Annotated in this window: 13 protein-coding genes; 9 read left to right on the top strand and 4 right to left on the bottom strand. The window is 63.9% G+C overall.

The features are described 5' to 3' along the window. Nucleotides 1–252 precede the first annotated feature (252 nt). From ACU8YE_RS16895 to ACU8YE_RS16855, 9 genes are all read left to right on the top strand, one after another. The gene (locus ACU8YE_RS16895) at nt 253–1,392 is read left to right on the top strand and encodes a Re/Si-specific NAD(P)(+) transhydrogenase subunit alpha (protein WP_322017587.1); all 1,140 of its coding nucleotides are present in this window, start codon (nt 253–255) and stop codon (nt 1,390–1,392) included. A gap of 82 nt (nt 1,393–1,474) precedes the next feature. Then, complete coding sequence (gene panD / locus ACU8YE_RS16890; protein WP_009241493.1) at nt 1,475–1,837, top strand: aspartate 1-decarboxylase; 363 nt, start codon at nt 1,475–1,477, stop codon at nt 1,835–1,837. A gap of 71 nt (nt 1,838–1,908) precedes the next feature. Beyond that, nucleotides 1,909–2,238 carry an NAD(P) transhydrogenase subunit alpha gene (locus ACU8YE_RS16885; RefSeq protein ID WP_024979075.1) on the top strand — a complete coding sequence of 110 codons (330 nt, stop codon included), beginning with the start codon at nt 1,909–1,911 and terminating at the stop codon, nt 2,236–2,238. After that, a complete protein-coding gene (locus ACU8YE_RS16880; RefSeq protein ID WP_260802150.1) occupies nt 2,235–3,695 on the top strand; it encodes an NAD(P)(+) transhydrogenase (Re/Si-specific) subunit beta in 1,461 nt (486 codons plus the stop codon). The genes ACU8YE_RS16885 and ACU8YE_RS16880 overlap by 4 nt, the downstream gene beginning before the upstream one ends. A gap of 150 nt (nt 3,696–3,845) precedes the next feature. Beyond that, nucleotides 3,846–4,883 carry a response regulator gene (locus ACU8YE_RS16875; protein ID WP_260802151.1) on the top strand — a complete coding sequence of 346 codons (1,038 nt, stop codon included), beginning with the start codon at nt 3,846–3,848 and terminating at the stop codon, nt 4,881–4,883. A 656-nt stretch (nt 4,884–5,539) separates the two neighbouring features. Next, on the top strand, nt 5,540–6,952 hold the full coding sequence (gene phcB / locus ACU8YE_RS16870) for a class I SAM-dependent methyltransferase PhcB (RefSeq protein WP_260802152.1): 1,413 nt from the start codon (nt 5,540–5,542) through the stop codon (nt 6,950–6,952). Nucleotides 6,953–6,972: 20 nt separating this feature from the next. Further along, entirely contained in the window at nt 6,973–8,301 is a 1,329-nt protein-coding gene (gene phcS, locus ACU8YE_RS16865; RefSeq protein WP_045202594.1) for a two-component system sensor histidine kinase PhcS, read from the top strand. A 7-nt stretch (nt 8,302–8,308) separates the two neighbouring features. Then, entirely contained in the window at nt 8,309–9,415 is a 1,107-nt protein-coding gene (gene phcR / locus ACU8YE_RS16860) for a two-component system hybrid sensor histidine kinase/response regulator PhcR (protein WP_260802153.1), read from the top strand. Between the two features lie 82 nt (nt 9,416–9,497). Next, nucleotides 9,498–10,505 (top strand): response regulator, encoded by a 1,008-nt coding sequence (locus ACU8YE_RS16855; protein ID WP_316870191.1) that lies wholly within the window; start codon nt 9,498–9,500, stop codon nt 10,503–10,505. 33 nt (nt 10,506–10,538) lie between these two features. Here ACU8YE_RS16855 and ACU8YE_RS16850 read toward each other — a convergent pair whose 3' ends face one another. The 4 genes from ACU8YE_RS16850 to holA all read right to left on the bottom strand — a co-directional run bounded on the left by ACU8YE_RS16850 (nt 10,539) and on the right by holA (nt 14,904). Then, complete coding sequence (locus tag ACU8YE_RS16850; RefSeq protein WP_260802155.1) at nt 10,539–11,948, bottom strand: THUMP domain-containing class I SAM-dependent RNA methyltransferase; 1,410 nt, start codon at nt 11,946–11,948, stop codon at nt 10,539–10,541. 17 nt (nt 11,949–11,965) lie between these two features. Continuing rightward, a complete protein-coding gene (locus ACU8YE_RS16845) occupies nt 11,966–12,388 on the bottom strand; it encodes a CopD family protein (RefSeq protein ID WP_316870193.1) in 423 nt (140 codons plus the stop codon). Nucleotides 12,389–12,473: 85 nt separating this feature from the next. After that, on the bottom strand, nt 12,474–13,754 hold the full coding sequence (locus ACU8YE_RS16840) for a glutamate-5-semialdehyde dehydrogenase (protein WP_260802156.1): 1,281 nt from the start codon (nt 13,752–13,754) through the stop codon (nt 12,474–12,476). Nucleotides 13,755–13,827: 73 nt separating this feature from the next. After that, the gene (gene holA / locus ACU8YE_RS16835; protein ID WP_446929218.1) at nt 13,828–14,904 is read right to left on the bottom strand and encodes a DNA polymerase III subunit delta; all 1,077 of its coding nucleotides are present in this window, start codon (nt 14,902–14,904) and stop codon (nt 13,828–13,830) included. Nucleotide 14,905: the final 1 nt, after the last annotated feature.

Raw genomic sequence — 14,905 nt, 5'->3', positions numbered from 1 at the left:
GCTGGAGGCTGCTCTCCCCGCTCGCCAGTGGCGTTGGGACAGGCACATACCGCCTGCCCGGCAGTTGTGAACAATTGAGCACACGTTTGCGCAGGATCGACCCGCATTCCATGTCGGTTTGGATATTCGACATGGCATTCGATGAGCGTCCGTGCGCCAAAAAGTTCGGGTAAGCTGCACGTCGATCCTGATCCAGCGCGCCTTCGTTCACTTCGCGCGCATCCTAAACATAATCAGCGAGGAGAGAACACGATGCACATCGGCATCCCGCAGGAGACGCGGGCGGACGAGACGCGCGTTGCCGCGACCCCGGAAACGGTGAAAAAGTACGTGGCGCTTGGCCATCAGGTGACGGTGCAATCGGGTGCCGGCGTGGCCGCCGCCCAGCCCGACGACGCATATGTCGCGGCCGGCGCCAAGATCGGCACCGCGGCCGAGGCGCTCGGCGCGCAGATCGTGTTGAAGGTGCGCTCGCCGGAAGCCGCCGAACTGGCGCAGATGCAGCCGGGCGCGGTGCTTGTCGGCATGCTCAACCCGTTCGATGACGAGAACACGGCCCGCCTCGCTGCTGCCAACGTCACCGCGTTCGCGCTGGAAGCCGCGCCGCGCACCACGCGCGCGCAGAGCATGGACGTGCTCTCCTCCCAGGCCAACATCGCCGGCTACAAGGCCGTGATGGTGGCGGCCAACCATTACCAGCGCTTCATGCCGATGCTGATGACGGCCGCCGGCACGGTAAAAGCCGCGCGCGTGTTGATCCTCGGCGCCGGGGTGGCCGGTCTGCAGGCCATCGCCACGGCCAAGCGCCTGGGTGCCGTCATTGAGGCGTCCGATGTGCGCCCGGCTGTGAAAGAGCAGATCGAATCGCTGGGCGCCAAGTTTCTCGACGTGCCGTTCCTGACGGACGAAGAGCGAGAGATCGCCCAGGGCGTCGGCGGCTATGCCCGCCCGATGCCGCCCGACTGGATGCGCCGCCAGGCTGAACTCGTGCACACGCGCGCAACCCAGGCCGACATCGTCATCACCACGGCGCTGATCCCGGGCCGCCGCGCGCCAACGCTCCTGTCCGAAGCCACCGTGCAGGCGATGAAGCCGGGCTCGGTCGTCGTCGATCTGGCGGCGGCGCAAGGCGGCAACTGCCCGCTGACCGAAGCCGACCGCGTGGTCGTCAAGCACGGCGTCACGCTGGTGGGCTATACCAACCTCCCGTCGATGGTGGCGGCCGATGCCTCTGCCCTCTACGCCCGCAACGTGCTCGATTTCCTCAAGCTGATCATCGACAAGGATGGCGGCCTGAACATCAACCGCGAAGACGACATCGTGGCCGCCTGCCTGCTCAGTCAGGCCGGCCAGGTGGTGCGCGCTCCCGCAGCCACGAGCGCCGCCAAATAAGAACGGAGACGGCGGCCTGCCGGGCGTCACAACCCGGCGCGGTCGCCAGTGGCGATTTCATTTCTGTTTCAAGGAAAGCTTCATGCAACGCAACATGCTTCGCGCCAAGCTGCACCGCGCGACGGTCACCCAGGCCGATCTCGACTACGAAGGCTCCTGCGGCATCGACGAGGACCTCCTCGACGCCGCCGACATGCGCGAATACGAAAAGATCGAGCTGTACAACGTCAACAACGGCGAGCGTTTCTCCACTTACATCATCAAGGGCAAACGCGGCTCGGGCGAAATCTCGCTCAACGGTGCCGCTGCACGCCGCGCCCACGTGGGTGATCTGCTGATTATCTGCACGTACGCGCCGATGAACGAAGAAGAAGTCGCCAGCTACAAGCCCAAAGTCGTGCTACTGGGCGAGGGCAACAAGATCAAGGCCATCAAGGAAACCTGACGCGCCAGGCGGCCCGTGTCTGCATGACAGGGCCGCTTCACACATCGACCAAGAAGCGAGGAGGAGCACTCATGGAGCTGGTCAATCACACGGTGATCAATCTGATCATCTTCGTGCTGGCGATCTACGTCGGCTACCACGTGGTCTGGACGGTCACGCCGGCGCTGCATACGCCGCTGATGGCCGTGACGAATGCCATTTCGGCCATCATCATCGTCGGCGCCATGCTGGCAGCCGGCCTGACGCAGACGGGCCTGGGTCGCACGATGGGCGTGGTGGCGGTGGCATTGGCAGCGGTCAACGTGTTTGGCGGCTTCCTCGTCACCCAGCGCATGCTTGAGATGTTCAAGAAGAAAGAGCCGAAGGCCAAGGGCGGCCAGAGCGAGGGAGCCAAGCAATGAGCATGAACCTCGTCACCCTGCTCTATCTGCTGGCGTCGGTGTGCTTCATCCAGGCGCTCAAGGGGCTTTCGCACCCAACCACGGCGCGGCGCGGCAACGCGTTCGGCATGACCGGCATGGCGATCGCCGCCGTCACGACCATCGCGCTCATCTATAAGCTCAAGGCCGAGATGTTTGCGGGCACCGAGAGCGGCACCTCCACGGGTTTCATCCTGATCTTCGCGGGCCTGGTGGTGGGCGGCGGCATCGGCGCCTATGTGGCGCGCACGGTCGAAATGACCAAGATGCCCGAGCTGGTAGCCGCCATGCACTCGCTGATCGGTCTGGCCGCCGTGTGCATTGCCGTGGCCGCCGTGGCCGAGCCGTCGGCCTTCGGCATCACAATGGCCGGCGACAACGTGCTGCCGCTGGGCAACCGCGTGGAGCTGTTCATCGGCACGTTCGTCGGCGCCATCACGTTCTCGGGCTCGGTCATCGCCTTCGGCAAGCTGTCGGGCAAGTACAAGTTCCGACTGTTCCAGGGCGCGCCGGTGCAGTTTGCCGGCCAGCACATGCTGAACCTGTTGCTGGCGGTGGCCATGCTCGGCTTCGGCATCCTGTTCTTCCTGAGCCAAAGCTGGCTGCCGTTCATCATCATGACGGCCATCGCCTTTGTGCTGGGTGTGCTGATCATCATCCCGATCGGCGGCGCCGACATGCCTGTGGTGGTGTCGATGCTGAACTCGTATTCGGGCTGGGCGGCGGCGGGCATCGGCTTCTCGCTCAACAACCCGATGCTGATCATCGCTGGCTCGCTGGTGGGTTCGTCCGGTGCAATTCTGTCTTACATCATGTGCAAGGCGATGAACCGGTCGTTCTTCAACGTGATCCTGGGCGGCTTCGGTTCCGAGGCTTCCGCCGGAGCCGCAGCGGGTGGCGGCGGGCAGCAGCGGCCGGTCAAATCGGGTTCGCCCGATGATGCAGCCTTCCTCATGGGCAACGCCGAAACGGTCATCATCGTTCCGGGCTACGGCCTGGCGGTGGCGCGCGCGCAGCACGCCCTGAAGGAGCTGACCGAAAAGCTGTCGGACAAGGGCGTGACGGTCAAATACGCGATCCACCCGGTCGCGGGCCGCATGCCGGGCCATATGAATGTGCTGCTGGCCGAAGCCGAAGTGCCGTACGACCAGGTCTTCGAGATGGAAGACATCAACGGTGAGTTCGGCCAGGCCGACGTGGTGCTCGTGCTGGGCGCCAACGACGTGGTCAACCCGGCCGCCAAGAACGATCCGAAGTCGCCCATTGCCGGCATGCCGATCCTGGAAGCCTACAAGGCCAAGACGATCATCGTGAACAAGCGCTCGATGAACGCCGGCTACGCCGGGCTCGACAACGAGCTGTTCTACATGGACAAGACGATGATGGTGTTTGGCGATGCCAAAAAGGTCGTCGAAGACATGGTGAAATCTGTCGAGTAAAGCGGTGCACTGACGGCCGTCAACGGGTCGTCAGGTCAGACGGGTTCCGCTTGCTCCCGGCGGCGGCAGACAGTAACGTAGTGAAAACGGGCAGCGCCGGCCACACCGGCCTTGCGCTGCACCCTGCCCTCTTCCGATTCCTCCCGACGTATGCAACAGGACAGCGCCCTGCCGGTCTATTTCCACCCTACCCTGACGGTGGTGGTCGACGACAGCCAATCGTTCGTGGAAAGCCTCGGGTTCCAGATGGACCCATCGCGTGCGCTGCTGGCCTTCAATGATCCGGAAGAGGCGCTGGCGTGGCTGCGCCAGTGGCACTCGCTTCGCATGCCGGGCTTCCTGCCGGTGCGCGTCACCCACGATGATCTGACCTTCTCAACCGAGCGCCGCACCATCCAACTCGACGTCGACCGCGTCTACCGTCAGATTCACGAGGTCAACCGCTTCCTTCAGCCCTCGGTCATCGTGGTGGATTACTCCATGCCGCGCATGAATGGGCTGGAGTTCTGCGCCAAGCTCAAAGATCTGCCGTGCATGACGATCCTGCTCACCGGCATGGCCGACGAGAACATCGCCGTGCAGGGTTTCAACGACGGCCTGATCGACCGCTACATCAAGAAAGACAATCCGGCGATGGCGGAGCGGCTCAGTGCGGAAATCGAAGCACTGCAGGTGCGCTATTTCAGCAACCTGTCGAGCACATTGCGCGATCTGCTGTCGCGCCACTCGTTCAGCTTTCTCTCGGACCCGGCGATCACACGGCTCGTGCGCGAGCTGTCCTCGCGCTACCGCTTCATCGAGTACTACCTGTATCCGCACCCCGCCGGCGTCCTGCTGCTCACTGCCGATGGGCGCGCTACGCTCATGGTCATCGAGACCAACGCGAGCATGCTCACGCACCTGGAAAACGCCGAGGCGTACAACGCGCCCGATGCGCTGCTCAAGGGCCTGCACGACAAGCAGATCGTCCCGTTCTTCTGGCCCGGCGACGGCATGTACACCCCGGCCTGTGTGGAGTGGGAACAATATTGCTTGCCCGCGGAGGTATGCCAGGGGCGCGAGCCGTACTACTACGCCCTGTTCGACATGCCCAGCCACCTGCTGCCGGCACAGGTCTACAGTTACACCCAGTTCCTCACCAACTACAAACAAGATCCGGACGCGCTCACCGGCCGCAAATCACGCTGAGGTGGTGTTTCCGCTTTGCTCTGCACTGCGGGTTTCCGCATTGTGTGGGTCACATTGGGCAAGTACAATCGATTGCGTTATCCGGTAGCCATGACGTCAGAGCATGGCCCGGCTGAATCGCCCTGATGCATGCGTGGCATAGCTGCGGCATCATGGCGAACGAGGGTACCGGCATGCAACATACGATACGGCGCCCCGAGTTCATTACTGTGCGGGATTCTCCTTGAGAGACGATTTGGGATGCAGCAGCGGGCCGCGCGTTCAAGCAGCGCGCGTTGCGGATGTCAGGGGAGTGCATCGTTCCAATCTGGTCATGGTTCACGGTTGCACGATTCCCGTTGCCACGCTGTTGATCGGCGTGCAGTAGAGGTGCCGCGGTAGCAGTGCTGAAGGCGCCGGCTGCAGTCGATCATCTTCCCCGATTTTCTCGGAGCGGGTTTGGGCGAGAGACGCCCGGGCTGGCGCGTATTGCGCACGGTCTGCGGACGGCTTCAAGCACGCTTTCACGACTGATGCGGCGGCATGCCCGGCAGTGTCGGCGGGGCGCGCCGTGTTCGCGGTGCCCGGATTCGCAGTTCGACTCCGAGTGCGCGGTTGTTGGAGTGAGCGTCCCGCTTGGCAGACGTTTTCCCTGAAGTCTCCGGCAAATTCGCACCGTGTACTCACCCAACCAAATCGATCCCGCGGTCAGCTTCCGTAACTCACAGGGTCAGCAGGTCCGCGGCACCATCATCACGCTGCAGCGGCGCGCCCTGGTGATGGAGATCTACAACCCCTACTCGATCGTGCAGGTGAGCGAGGTGCTGTCCGAACTCGCGATCAAGATGGGGACGCGGCAAGCCTATCTCGGCAAGGCGGTGGTGATCAGCCTGGTGAACACGGGTCTGACCGCCGTCGTCTCGCTCACGCTGATCGACGAATGGCGCGAGCTGTCGGAAGTGGCCGACACGCCTGCCTCGGTGGGCGAAGAAGCGCGAACGTTCGTGCAGGAATGGCAGGAACGGTTCCGCATCCACCGCGACTACCAGATCGTCGTCAACGAGATGCGAGCCTTCCTGGCCGAAGTGTCGCGCTGGGTGGAACAGGTGGATCTGTCGAAGACATTGCCGCGCGAGGACAACAAGCTGCGCATGGATGTCTTCCAGGAGCTGGCCGAGCCGATCATGCTCAAGCTCAAGGGCTACATGGACGGGCTGGAGTCGGAGGCAGGCAAGGTCGAGGCGGAGCTTGCGCCGGCGCACCGCACGTTCGCGCAAGCCGCGCTGCATCCGCTGCTGTTGCGCGCGCCGTTCATCTATCGCACGTACACCAAGCCGCTGGGTTATGCGGGCGATTACGAGATGGTCAACCAGATCCTCTCAGACCCGCGCGAAGGGCCCAACACGTACTTCCAGATCGTCAACGCCGCCTTCCTGCGCACGGATGTGGCGGAGGCGCACCGCAACCGCATCGACATTCTCGTGCAGTATCTGAGCGATCTGGCCGCCCAAGCCAAGGCGGCGGGCCGAACGTTCAAGGTGCTCAACGTGGGCTGCGGGCCGGCGGTGGAAATTCAGCGCTTCATTCAGCAGCATCCGGAACCAACGTTGCTGTCATTCGAACTGGTGGACTTCAGCGAAGAAACGCTCGACTACACCCGCGAGCAGATGCGCCGTGCGATGGACCGCGCGCGCAAGACCGTCACCGTCGATTTCGTGCATGAATCGGTGCATCAACTGCTCAAGCGCCGCATCACGGCGGACAGTCCGCAAGCCGGCGATTGCGATGCGGTGTATTGCGCCGGCCTGTTCGACTACCTCTCGAACAAGGTCTGCCAGCGGCTGCTTGCCTACTTTGCTTCGCGCACGCGCCGCGGCGGTGCCATCCTCGCGACCAACGTTCACGGCAACAACCCGATGCGGTTCGTGATGGAACACGTGCTGGAGTGGTACCTCGTCTATCGCGATGAACCCCTGATGGCCGAGCTGCTGCCCGAAGGCTCGCACGACGTACGTGTCTATACCGACGTGACCGGCGTTAACGTATTCGCCCAGGCCAGCGTGGCCGGGCTTGCCACATCCGCCGCTTAATCCGCTGCCCAGGAACACGCATGGAGCCCATTACACATCGCGGATACCAAGCCGAGCTGAAGCAGTTCCGGCTCGTCTTCAGCCGCATGGCGGCCGTGACCGGCATCGTGCTGGTACTGGCAGGCGTCGGGCTGGACTACGGCATGTATGTGGACAAGCTCTGGCTGTTTGCCTCGCTGCGCGTCATCACGTCGCTCATCATGTTCGGCGCGCTGCTTGTGCTGTATACGCGCTGGGGCGAAGAGCATGTGCAGAGCCTGACGTTCTTCTGGCTGATCTGTCCGCAGATCATGATCTCGTGGATGATCTACGACACCGAGGGCGCCAGTTCTCCGTATTACTCGGGGCTGAACCTGGCGATCTACGCGGTGGGCATGGTGATGCCGATCGGCTTTCTGCAAGCCGTGCTATTCGGCACCTGCACGTATATCTTCTGGGTGATTGCGTGCACGTTGCATCCGGGCGGCATCCAGTCGCGCGAAATCTTCATCGTGCATTCGCTGTTCATCCTGTTCTCGATTGCGACGAGCACGCTGTACACGTACTTCAATGAGCGCGGGCGCTTCCAGCTTTTCCGGCTCAAGGAAGAAGTTGCACAGAAGAACGAGCAGCTCGCGCGGACCAATCAGGATCTCACCGACATCAAGGGCCAGCTTCTGCAGCAGGAAAAGATGGCCGCCATCGGCACGCTGTCGGCGGGCCTGCTGCATGAGATCAACAACCCGGTCAACTTCTGCCTCATGGCGATCGCCGTGGCGCAGGAAGACCCGACCGCCAAGGGCAGCCCGATGCTGCTCGAATGCCTGACCGATGCCAAGGAAGGCATGCAGCGTGTGCAGCACATCGTGTCGGACCTGAAGACCTTCGCCTACCGGAGCCCCGAGAAAGGCGAGGCAAATGCGCCGTTCCTGGCGGAAAAGGCCATTGACTCTGCCATCCGCCTGACCAGCCACGAGTTGCGTGGTGTGACCCTCGAACGCAAACTGCCGCCGGACACGCTCGTGCGCGGAGATGAGGCGGCCATCATCGGCGTGCTGATCAACCTCTTGTCGAACGCGGCGCTTGCCATGCAAAAGGTGCAGCGCGAGAACCCACGCATCGAGATTGCCGCCGAATGGATCGACAACCGCCTGCATGTGGTGGTGACTGATAACGGCCCTGGCATCTCGGAGAAAAACCTGTCGCGCGTGTTCGAGCCGTTCTTCACCACGCGCGATGTCGGCAAGGGCCTGGGCCTCGGCCTGTCGATCAGCTACAGCGTCATCCAGCGTCATGGCGGCACCCTGGCCGTGACGAGCCAGGAAGGCGAATGGGCGCGCTTCACGTTCGATCTGCCGCGCTCGGAGTAGACGCATCATGGACACCACGCCGGACACCGTCACCATTCTCTACGTCGACGACGAAGCGCAAGCCTGCAAATGGTTCGCGCGCACGATCGGCGCCGGCTACGAGGTACTGACGGCCAACAGCGTCGAAGAGGCCAAGACGGTGCTGCGCGATTCGCACGAGCGCATCAGCGTGGTCCTGACGGACTTCCGCATGCCGGGCGGCGACGGCACCGAACTGCTGCGCTTCATCGATGCGGAATACGGCGACATCGCCACCATCCTCGTCACCGCATATGCCGACAAGGACCTGCTGATCCAGGCCGTGAACACCGGACGCGTGTTCAAGATCCTGGAGAAGCCCTATCAGCCCGAAGACGTGCGGCGCTCGCTGCAGGAGGCGCTGGCACTGCGCCAGGACCGCCTCTTGCGTACCCAGCGCCTCATGGCAATCGACGAAACGCTGGCCTTTCTTGCGCACGAGCTGAACACGCCGCTGGCCGCCATCTCCAACTTTGCGCGCGGCATCCGCATGCGCGTGGACCAGACCGAGCCCACGCCCGGGGCCCTTCCCGAAATCGGCCGCGCGGCCGATCGCGTGCAGGACAACGCGCGCTATTGCCTCTCCGTCATCGCCACGTTCCTGAACTCCGTGCGCAACACGTACGGCAAGCCCGGCACAGCGGCCACGCCCAACAGCGCGGGCGGGCTGATCCGCTCGTTGTTCGACACGTACCCGTTCACGAACGCGCAGCGCGAATGGGTGTCGTACCGCGTGGAAGACGATTTTCCGATCCAGACGCTGCCCAACTGCGTGATGCTGGTGCTCTCGTCGCTCACGAGCAACGCGTTGCAGGCGCTGCGGCACACCAATGCGCCGAAGCTTCAAATCGTTGCCAGCCGCGTGCCGGACGCCGGCAACGCCCAGCACATGATCCGGATTGAGGACAACGGCCCCGGTATCGCGCCCGACGTCCTTGCTCGGCTGACCATCGACCCCGTGACAACGCGCGCCGAAGAAGGCGGCAACGGCATGGGCATGATTTTTTGTACGCGGATCATGCAATCGTTCGGGGGAGCGATTGCGATTGATTCTGCACCCAGCGCAGGCACGCGCGTGACTCTGACGTTCCCATGACAAGACCATCAACACTACGAACCACGCCGCACGTGATCCGCGCGTTCGCCGTATTGGCTGCATTTGCTATGAGGAGTGACGGATGACCAATCCCGGGGGCAACGAGCCCAAGATCCTGTACGTGGACGACGAGACATTGGCGCTGACTTACTTCGGCCGTGCCATCGGTTCACTCGCGCCGGTCGTCACCGCCACCTCGGTCGAAGAAGGCAAGCGCATGCTTGACCAGCACGCCGCCACGCTGGGCGTGCTCGTGTCGGACCAGCGCATGCCGGGTGAACTCGGCAACGAACTGCTGCGCTACGCACGCGAGCGCTATCCGCACCTCGTGCGCATCCTGACCACCGCCTACTCCGAAATCGAAGACACGGTTGAGGCAGTCAACCAAGGGCAGATTCACCGTTACATCAAGAAGCCGTGGGACATCACCGCACTGCGCGTGGAACTGAAGCAGGCATTGGAATTCTCCGATCTGCGCCGCGAGCGTGACGCACTGCTGCGCGAAAAGATGACCGTACGCCAAAGCCAGACGCTCACGCATCGCATCGGCGCGCTGCAGACGCTGTACCTCGCGGTGTCGGGGCTGTCGTCGTTCAGCGCCGTCAACGATTACCTGCGCGCCGCAGCAGCCGTTGGCCTGCAATCGCTGGCACAGCCCGACTGGGCGATGAAGGATTACACCGAGCTGGTCGGCGAAGAAAGCCTGCGCACCGGCGAGTTCAGCCACGCAGTGCGGCAGGCATATCTGGACTTGTCATCGCGCTTTGACAGCAAGCCCGCGGCGCAAGCGTTGGAAGTGCTGGCTGAGGTACTTCACGGCAAGGTCTCGCCGTCGGGCAGCGATGCGGCGGCGGTAGTGGATCTCACCGCGCTGACGGAATTCCTGGAGGCGGCGTCCACGCACAAGGTGTCGGAATCGCATGCCAAGTGGCTGGCGTTCCTGCTGTGGCTCGACGGCAAAGGTTGGTCGCTCACGGCCGAGCGCGATGGCGCGACGGTGAAGCTGCGCCTGCTCGACAACCAGACGCAACTCACGCCGGATCAACTCGCGGCGTGGATGGAGCATTTCCAGGATCTGCAGGCCGCCTGAAACGGGCCCGCAGTTGTCACGCAACGCCGATGCTTATGCGTCGGCGTTGTCGTTTGAAGTACCGTCCTGTGCAGGCCGTTCGGGGCGATCGCGCATGCCGCCCTTCACCATATCGAAGCGAAACAGACGGCATTCGATGTTGCCGTTGTAGAGCGGTGTGCGCTGGGATTCCTTCAGCCGCATCCGACGCGGCATCGAGAGATCGCCGGTGAAGACGAAGGCCTTCCAGCCGGCGAATTCACGCTTAAGCGTGCCGGCAAAGGCCTGCGCAAATTCGTTGGCGGCGGCCTCTTCCTCGGGGTCGACGGGCGGTGGCGGTTCGGGCTGACGCAGCTCACGCATCGGACGGCGCCCGTCGTCGCGCGGGGCGCCCATGGCGCGGCTGGCGCGCTCGAACACGGTGCCATCTTCCTCGCCCTCCCCTTCCGGCCGGCGACGGCGCGAGCCGTGTGCACCACGCACCACAATACGCTCGCCGTATGGGGGATTCATCAGCAACACACCGGCAGTCTCGAATGGCGGCTTGCCGAAGCGCGCATCGACCTGCTTGAGCACCGGCTCGCCCGGCAGGCCGGCACGTTGCCAGTTGGCAGCGGCATAGGCGAGCATGTCGGTGGAAATATCGGCACCAGCAACCAACGGCGGTGCACGGCGCATGGATGCTGCGGCCGCATCGGCGGCGGCTTCGCGCAGGCGCTTGAAACATTTGGCGTCATGGTCCTGCAACCACTCGCAGGCAAAGGCGCGTTGCCCGCCTGGCGCAATGCCAAGCGCACGCTGCGCGGCTTCAACGAGGAACGTGCCGCTGCCGCACATCGGATCGTAGAACGGCATGCCGTGGGCACCCGTCCAGCCCGTCAGGCGCAGGATGCCGGCGGCGAGGTTCTCCTTCAGCGGGGCCTCGCCCTTTTCCTGGCGCCAACCGCGCTTGAAGAGCGGCTCGCCGGTGGTGTCGAGATAGATCGTGCAGTCGGTCTCGGTCAGGTACGCGTAGATACGTACGTCGGGCGAGACCGTATCGACGCTCGGGCGCGCGCCCATGCGCTGGCGGAAGCGGTCACACACCCCGTCCTTCACGCGCAGGCCGACAAACTTCAGGCTCTGCAACGGCGATTTGTGCGCAGTCACGTCCACGCGGATCATCTCGTCGGGCGTGAAGTAATCTTCCCAGCGCTGCGCGGCGGCCAGCGCGTAGATGTCGTCCTCCGAACGATACCCGCGCGAGCCGAGCCGCATCAGCACGCGGCTGGCAATACGGCTATGCAGGTTGACGGCATACGCCGCGCCCTGCGTGCCGAAGAAGTGCACGCCGCCCGGCACGGTGCGGCCCACCTCGAACCCGGCCAGCTCATCGACCTCGGGGCGGATGGCGATTTCGGCCAGTTCATCGGCCAGCGCCTGTTCCAGCCCGCGGGGGCATGGCGCGAAGTAAGCAGTTGCCATCGGAAAACCAGAAAAAATCAGAATGGCTTCACGACCACCAGGATCGTGATCGCCAGCAACAACAGTACCGGCAGTTCATTGAACCAGCGGTAGAACGTGTGGGAACGCTTGTTGGCGCCCGCCTCGAACTTGCGCAGCAGCACGCCGCAGCCATGGTGGTATCCGATCGTCACAAGCACCAGCGCGAGCTTCGCATGCATCCAGCCATTGGGCGGATACAGCCCGATGCGATATCCCAGGAACAGCCACAGCCCCAACAGGATCGCGACAATCGCCAGCATGGTCGTGAAACGAAACAGCTTGCGCGCCATGATCAGCAGGCGCGTGATGGCCGCACGCTCGGTTTCCATCGCAAGATTGACGAAGATACGCGGCAGATAGAACAGCCCGGCAAACCACGACGCAATGAAGACGATGTGAAAGGCTTTGACCCAGAGCATGCGAACCGTCCCGTGAATGGTGTGAAGCGCGATCGGAAAAAACAGCGCGCCGCTCGTGGCGGCGCTTAACGTGCAGCAAGCGATATCAGGTGCGAATCTCGCCGTGCCCGAACACGACGTACTTCAACGAGGTCAGCCCCTCCAGCCCGACCGGCCCGCGCGCGTGCAGCTTGTCGTTGGAGATGCCGATCTCGGCGCCCAGGCCGTACTCGAAACCATCGGCAAAGCGCGTGGATGCGTTGATCATCACGCTGGCCGAATCGACCTCTCGCAGGAAGCGCATGCCGGTCGAATAGTTCTCGGTGATGATGGAATCGGTGTGTGCAGAGCCGTAGGTATTGATGTGCTCGATGGCGGCGTCCAGGCCGTCGACGGTACGGATCGACAGGATCGGCGCGAGGTATTCGGTGTGCCAGTCGGCCTCAACGGCGTCCTTCAGATTGCCGAAACCGGCAGCTTCCAGCGTGGCACGCGTGGCCGGGCACACGCGCAGTTCCACACCCTTGTCCTGGTAGATCTTTGCCAGCGGCGGCAGCGCGCGTGCAGCCACGTCGCGCGACACGAGCAGCGTTTCCATCGTGTTGCACGGCGCATAGCGCTGCGTCTTGGCGTTGTCGCACACGCGCACGGCCTTCTCGATGTCGGCATCGACGTCGATGTAGACGTGGCAGATGCCGTCCAGGTGCTTGATCATCGGCACCCGAGCTTCTTCGATCAGGCGCGCGATCAGGCTCTTGCCGCCGCGGGGGACGATCACATCGACGTACTCCGTCATGGTGATGAGCTTGCCGACCGCCGCGCGGTCCGTGGTGGCCACCACCTGCACAGCATTGGCAGGCAGGCCAGCATCGGCCAGCCCTTCCTCGATGAGCGCCGCCAGCGCGCCGTTCGATTCGATCGCTTCGGAGCCGCCGCGCAGAATGGTCGCGTTGCCCGACTTGATGCACAGCGCCGCGGCATCCACCGTCACGTTCGGCCGCGACTCATAGATGATGCCGATCACGCCAAGCGGCACACGCATCTGGCCGACCTGGATGCCGGTCGGGCGGAACTTCATGTTGCTGATCTCGCCGATGGGGTCGGGCAGCGCGGCGATCTGCTCCAGGCCAGCGGCCATGGAATCGATGGCGCGGTCGGTCAGCGTGAGGCGGTCGATGAAGGCTGCATCCTGGCCGTTGGCGCGGGCACGCTCGACGTCGCGGGCGTTGATCTCTTTGAGCTTGGCGGCATCGCGACGGACGGCGGCTGCAATATGCAACAGCGCGCGGTTCTTTTGCGCGGTGCCGGCACGTGCCATGCCGCGCGAGGCGGAGCGCGCCTGACGGCCGACCAGGGCCATGTATTCGTTCACGTCGAGCTGCTTCATGATGATCGCGACCGGCGGACTGCCGGCAAATTCAGTGTGAGGACAATTCGGAGGCTTGCGCCGATGGCGCGGATCAGGCCGGCACCGGGAGGCTGCCCGGCCGCGCGATGCGCATCGCCAGTTGCAGCAGGCCATCCCATGGTTCAGCCGGAAGTGATGGTTCGCGCAACCCCTTGACCTGCCGATCCAGCTTGGCAGCCATCGAGAGCGCGCCTTCCAGCTCGCGCTGCGACAGCCGCTGGGCCGCCTGCGGCACCAGCCGCTCCCGCGGGCCCCAGACCCGAAGCTCCCGCAGCATGGACGCCACCGGTTTGCCCTGGGCCGCGCCCGAGGCGATTTTTGATAATACGCGAATTTCTTCGGTCAACGTCCAGAGGACCAGGACGGTCGCTTCGCCCTCGCCGCGCAGGCCTTCGAGCATGCGGACCAGCCGCGGCACATCGCCCGCCAGCATGGCTTCCGACAGCTTGAACACGTCGTAGCGCGCCACGTTGAGCACCGCGTCGTGCACATCGTCAAACGTCAGCACGCCCGGCGGATGCAGCAGACCAAGCTTCTGGATTTCCTGATGCGCGGCCAGCAGGTTCCCTTCCACACGGTCGGCAATGAACTGCAGCGCGCGGCGGCCGGGCTCGCCAGGCTCCACGCGCTGCTGCTGGCGCGCCAGGCGCTCGCCAATCCAGCCGGGCAGCTTGGTGCGGTCCACCGAATCGACCTTGATCGACACGCCAGCGCCTTCCAGCGCCGCAAACCACGCCGACTTGGCAGTCGCAAAATCCAGACGCGGCAGCGTGATCAACGTGAGGGTATCGGTGGCGGGGCCGGACAGTGTGCCCGCAGCCAATGCGCGCAAGGCTTCGCCGCCATCCTTGCCGGGCTTGCCGGACGGAATGCGCAGCTCGACGATCTTGCGATCCCCGAACAGCGACATCGATTGCTGCGCCTCGGTCACCCGCGACCATGAGAAGCCGCGCTCGACGCTCATCACCTCACGTTCGGTAAAGCCCTGCGCGCGTGCGGCCTGGCGCAGCGCGTCGACGGCTTCCAGCGCGAGCAGGTGCTCGTCGCCATGCACCACATAAAGCGGCGCGAGCCCCTTGGCGGTGGCCTGCTTCAGATGACCTTCGAGCGCATCGAGCCGCAATTGCATG

The sequence above is a fragment of the Ralstonia sp. VS2407 genome, from assembly GCF_052950655.1.
This window is presented reverse-complemented; position numbering and strand designations above follow the sequence as displayed.

Coding starts and splice junctions, on each gene's coding strand:
- phcR (WP_260802153.1), top strand. CDS start 8,309: ATGGACACCACGCCGGACACCGTCACCATTCTCTACGTCGACGACGAA.
- ACU8YE_RS16855 (WP_316870191.1), top strand. CDS start 9,498: ATGACCAATCCCGGGGGCAACGAGCCCAAGATCCTGTACGTGGACGAC.
- ACU8YE_RS16875 (WP_260802151.1), top strand. CDS start 3,846: ATGCAACAGGACAGCGCCCTGCCGGTCTATTTCCACCCTACCCTGACG.
- panD (WP_009241493.1), top strand. CDS start 1,475: ATGCAACGCAACATGCTTCGCGCCAAGCTGCACCGCGCGACGGTCACC.
- ACU8YE_RS16885 (WP_024979075.1), top strand. CDS start 1,909: ATGGAGCTGGTCAATCACACGGTGATCAATCTGATCATCTTCGTGCTG.
- ACU8YE_RS16840 (WP_260802156.1), bottom strand. CDS start 13,754: ATGAAGCAGCTCGACGTGAACGAATACATGGCCCTGGTCGGCCGTCAG.
- ACU8YE_RS16850 (WP_260802155.1), bottom strand. CDS start 11,948: ATGGCAACTGCTTACTTCGCGCCATGCCCCCGCGGGCTGGAACAGGCG.
- phcS (WP_045202594.1), top strand. CDS start 6,973: ATGGAGCCCATTACACATCGCGGATACCAAGCCGAGCTGAAGCAGTTC.
- holA (WP_446929218.1), bottom strand. CDS start 14,904: ATGCAATTGCGGCTCGATGCGCTCGAAGGTCATCTGAAGCAGGCCACC.
- ACU8YE_RS16880 (WP_260802150.1), top strand. CDS start 2,235: ATGAGCATGAACCTCGTCACCCTGCTCTATCTGCTGGCGTCGGTGTGC.
- ACU8YE_RS16895 (WP_322017587.1), top strand. CDS start 253: ATGCACATCGGCATCCCGCAGGAGACGCGGGCGGACGAGACGCGCGTT.
- ACU8YE_RS16845 (WP_316870193.1), bottom strand. CDS start 12,388: ATGCTCTGGGTCAAAGCCTTTCACATCGTCTTCATTGCGTCGTGGTTT.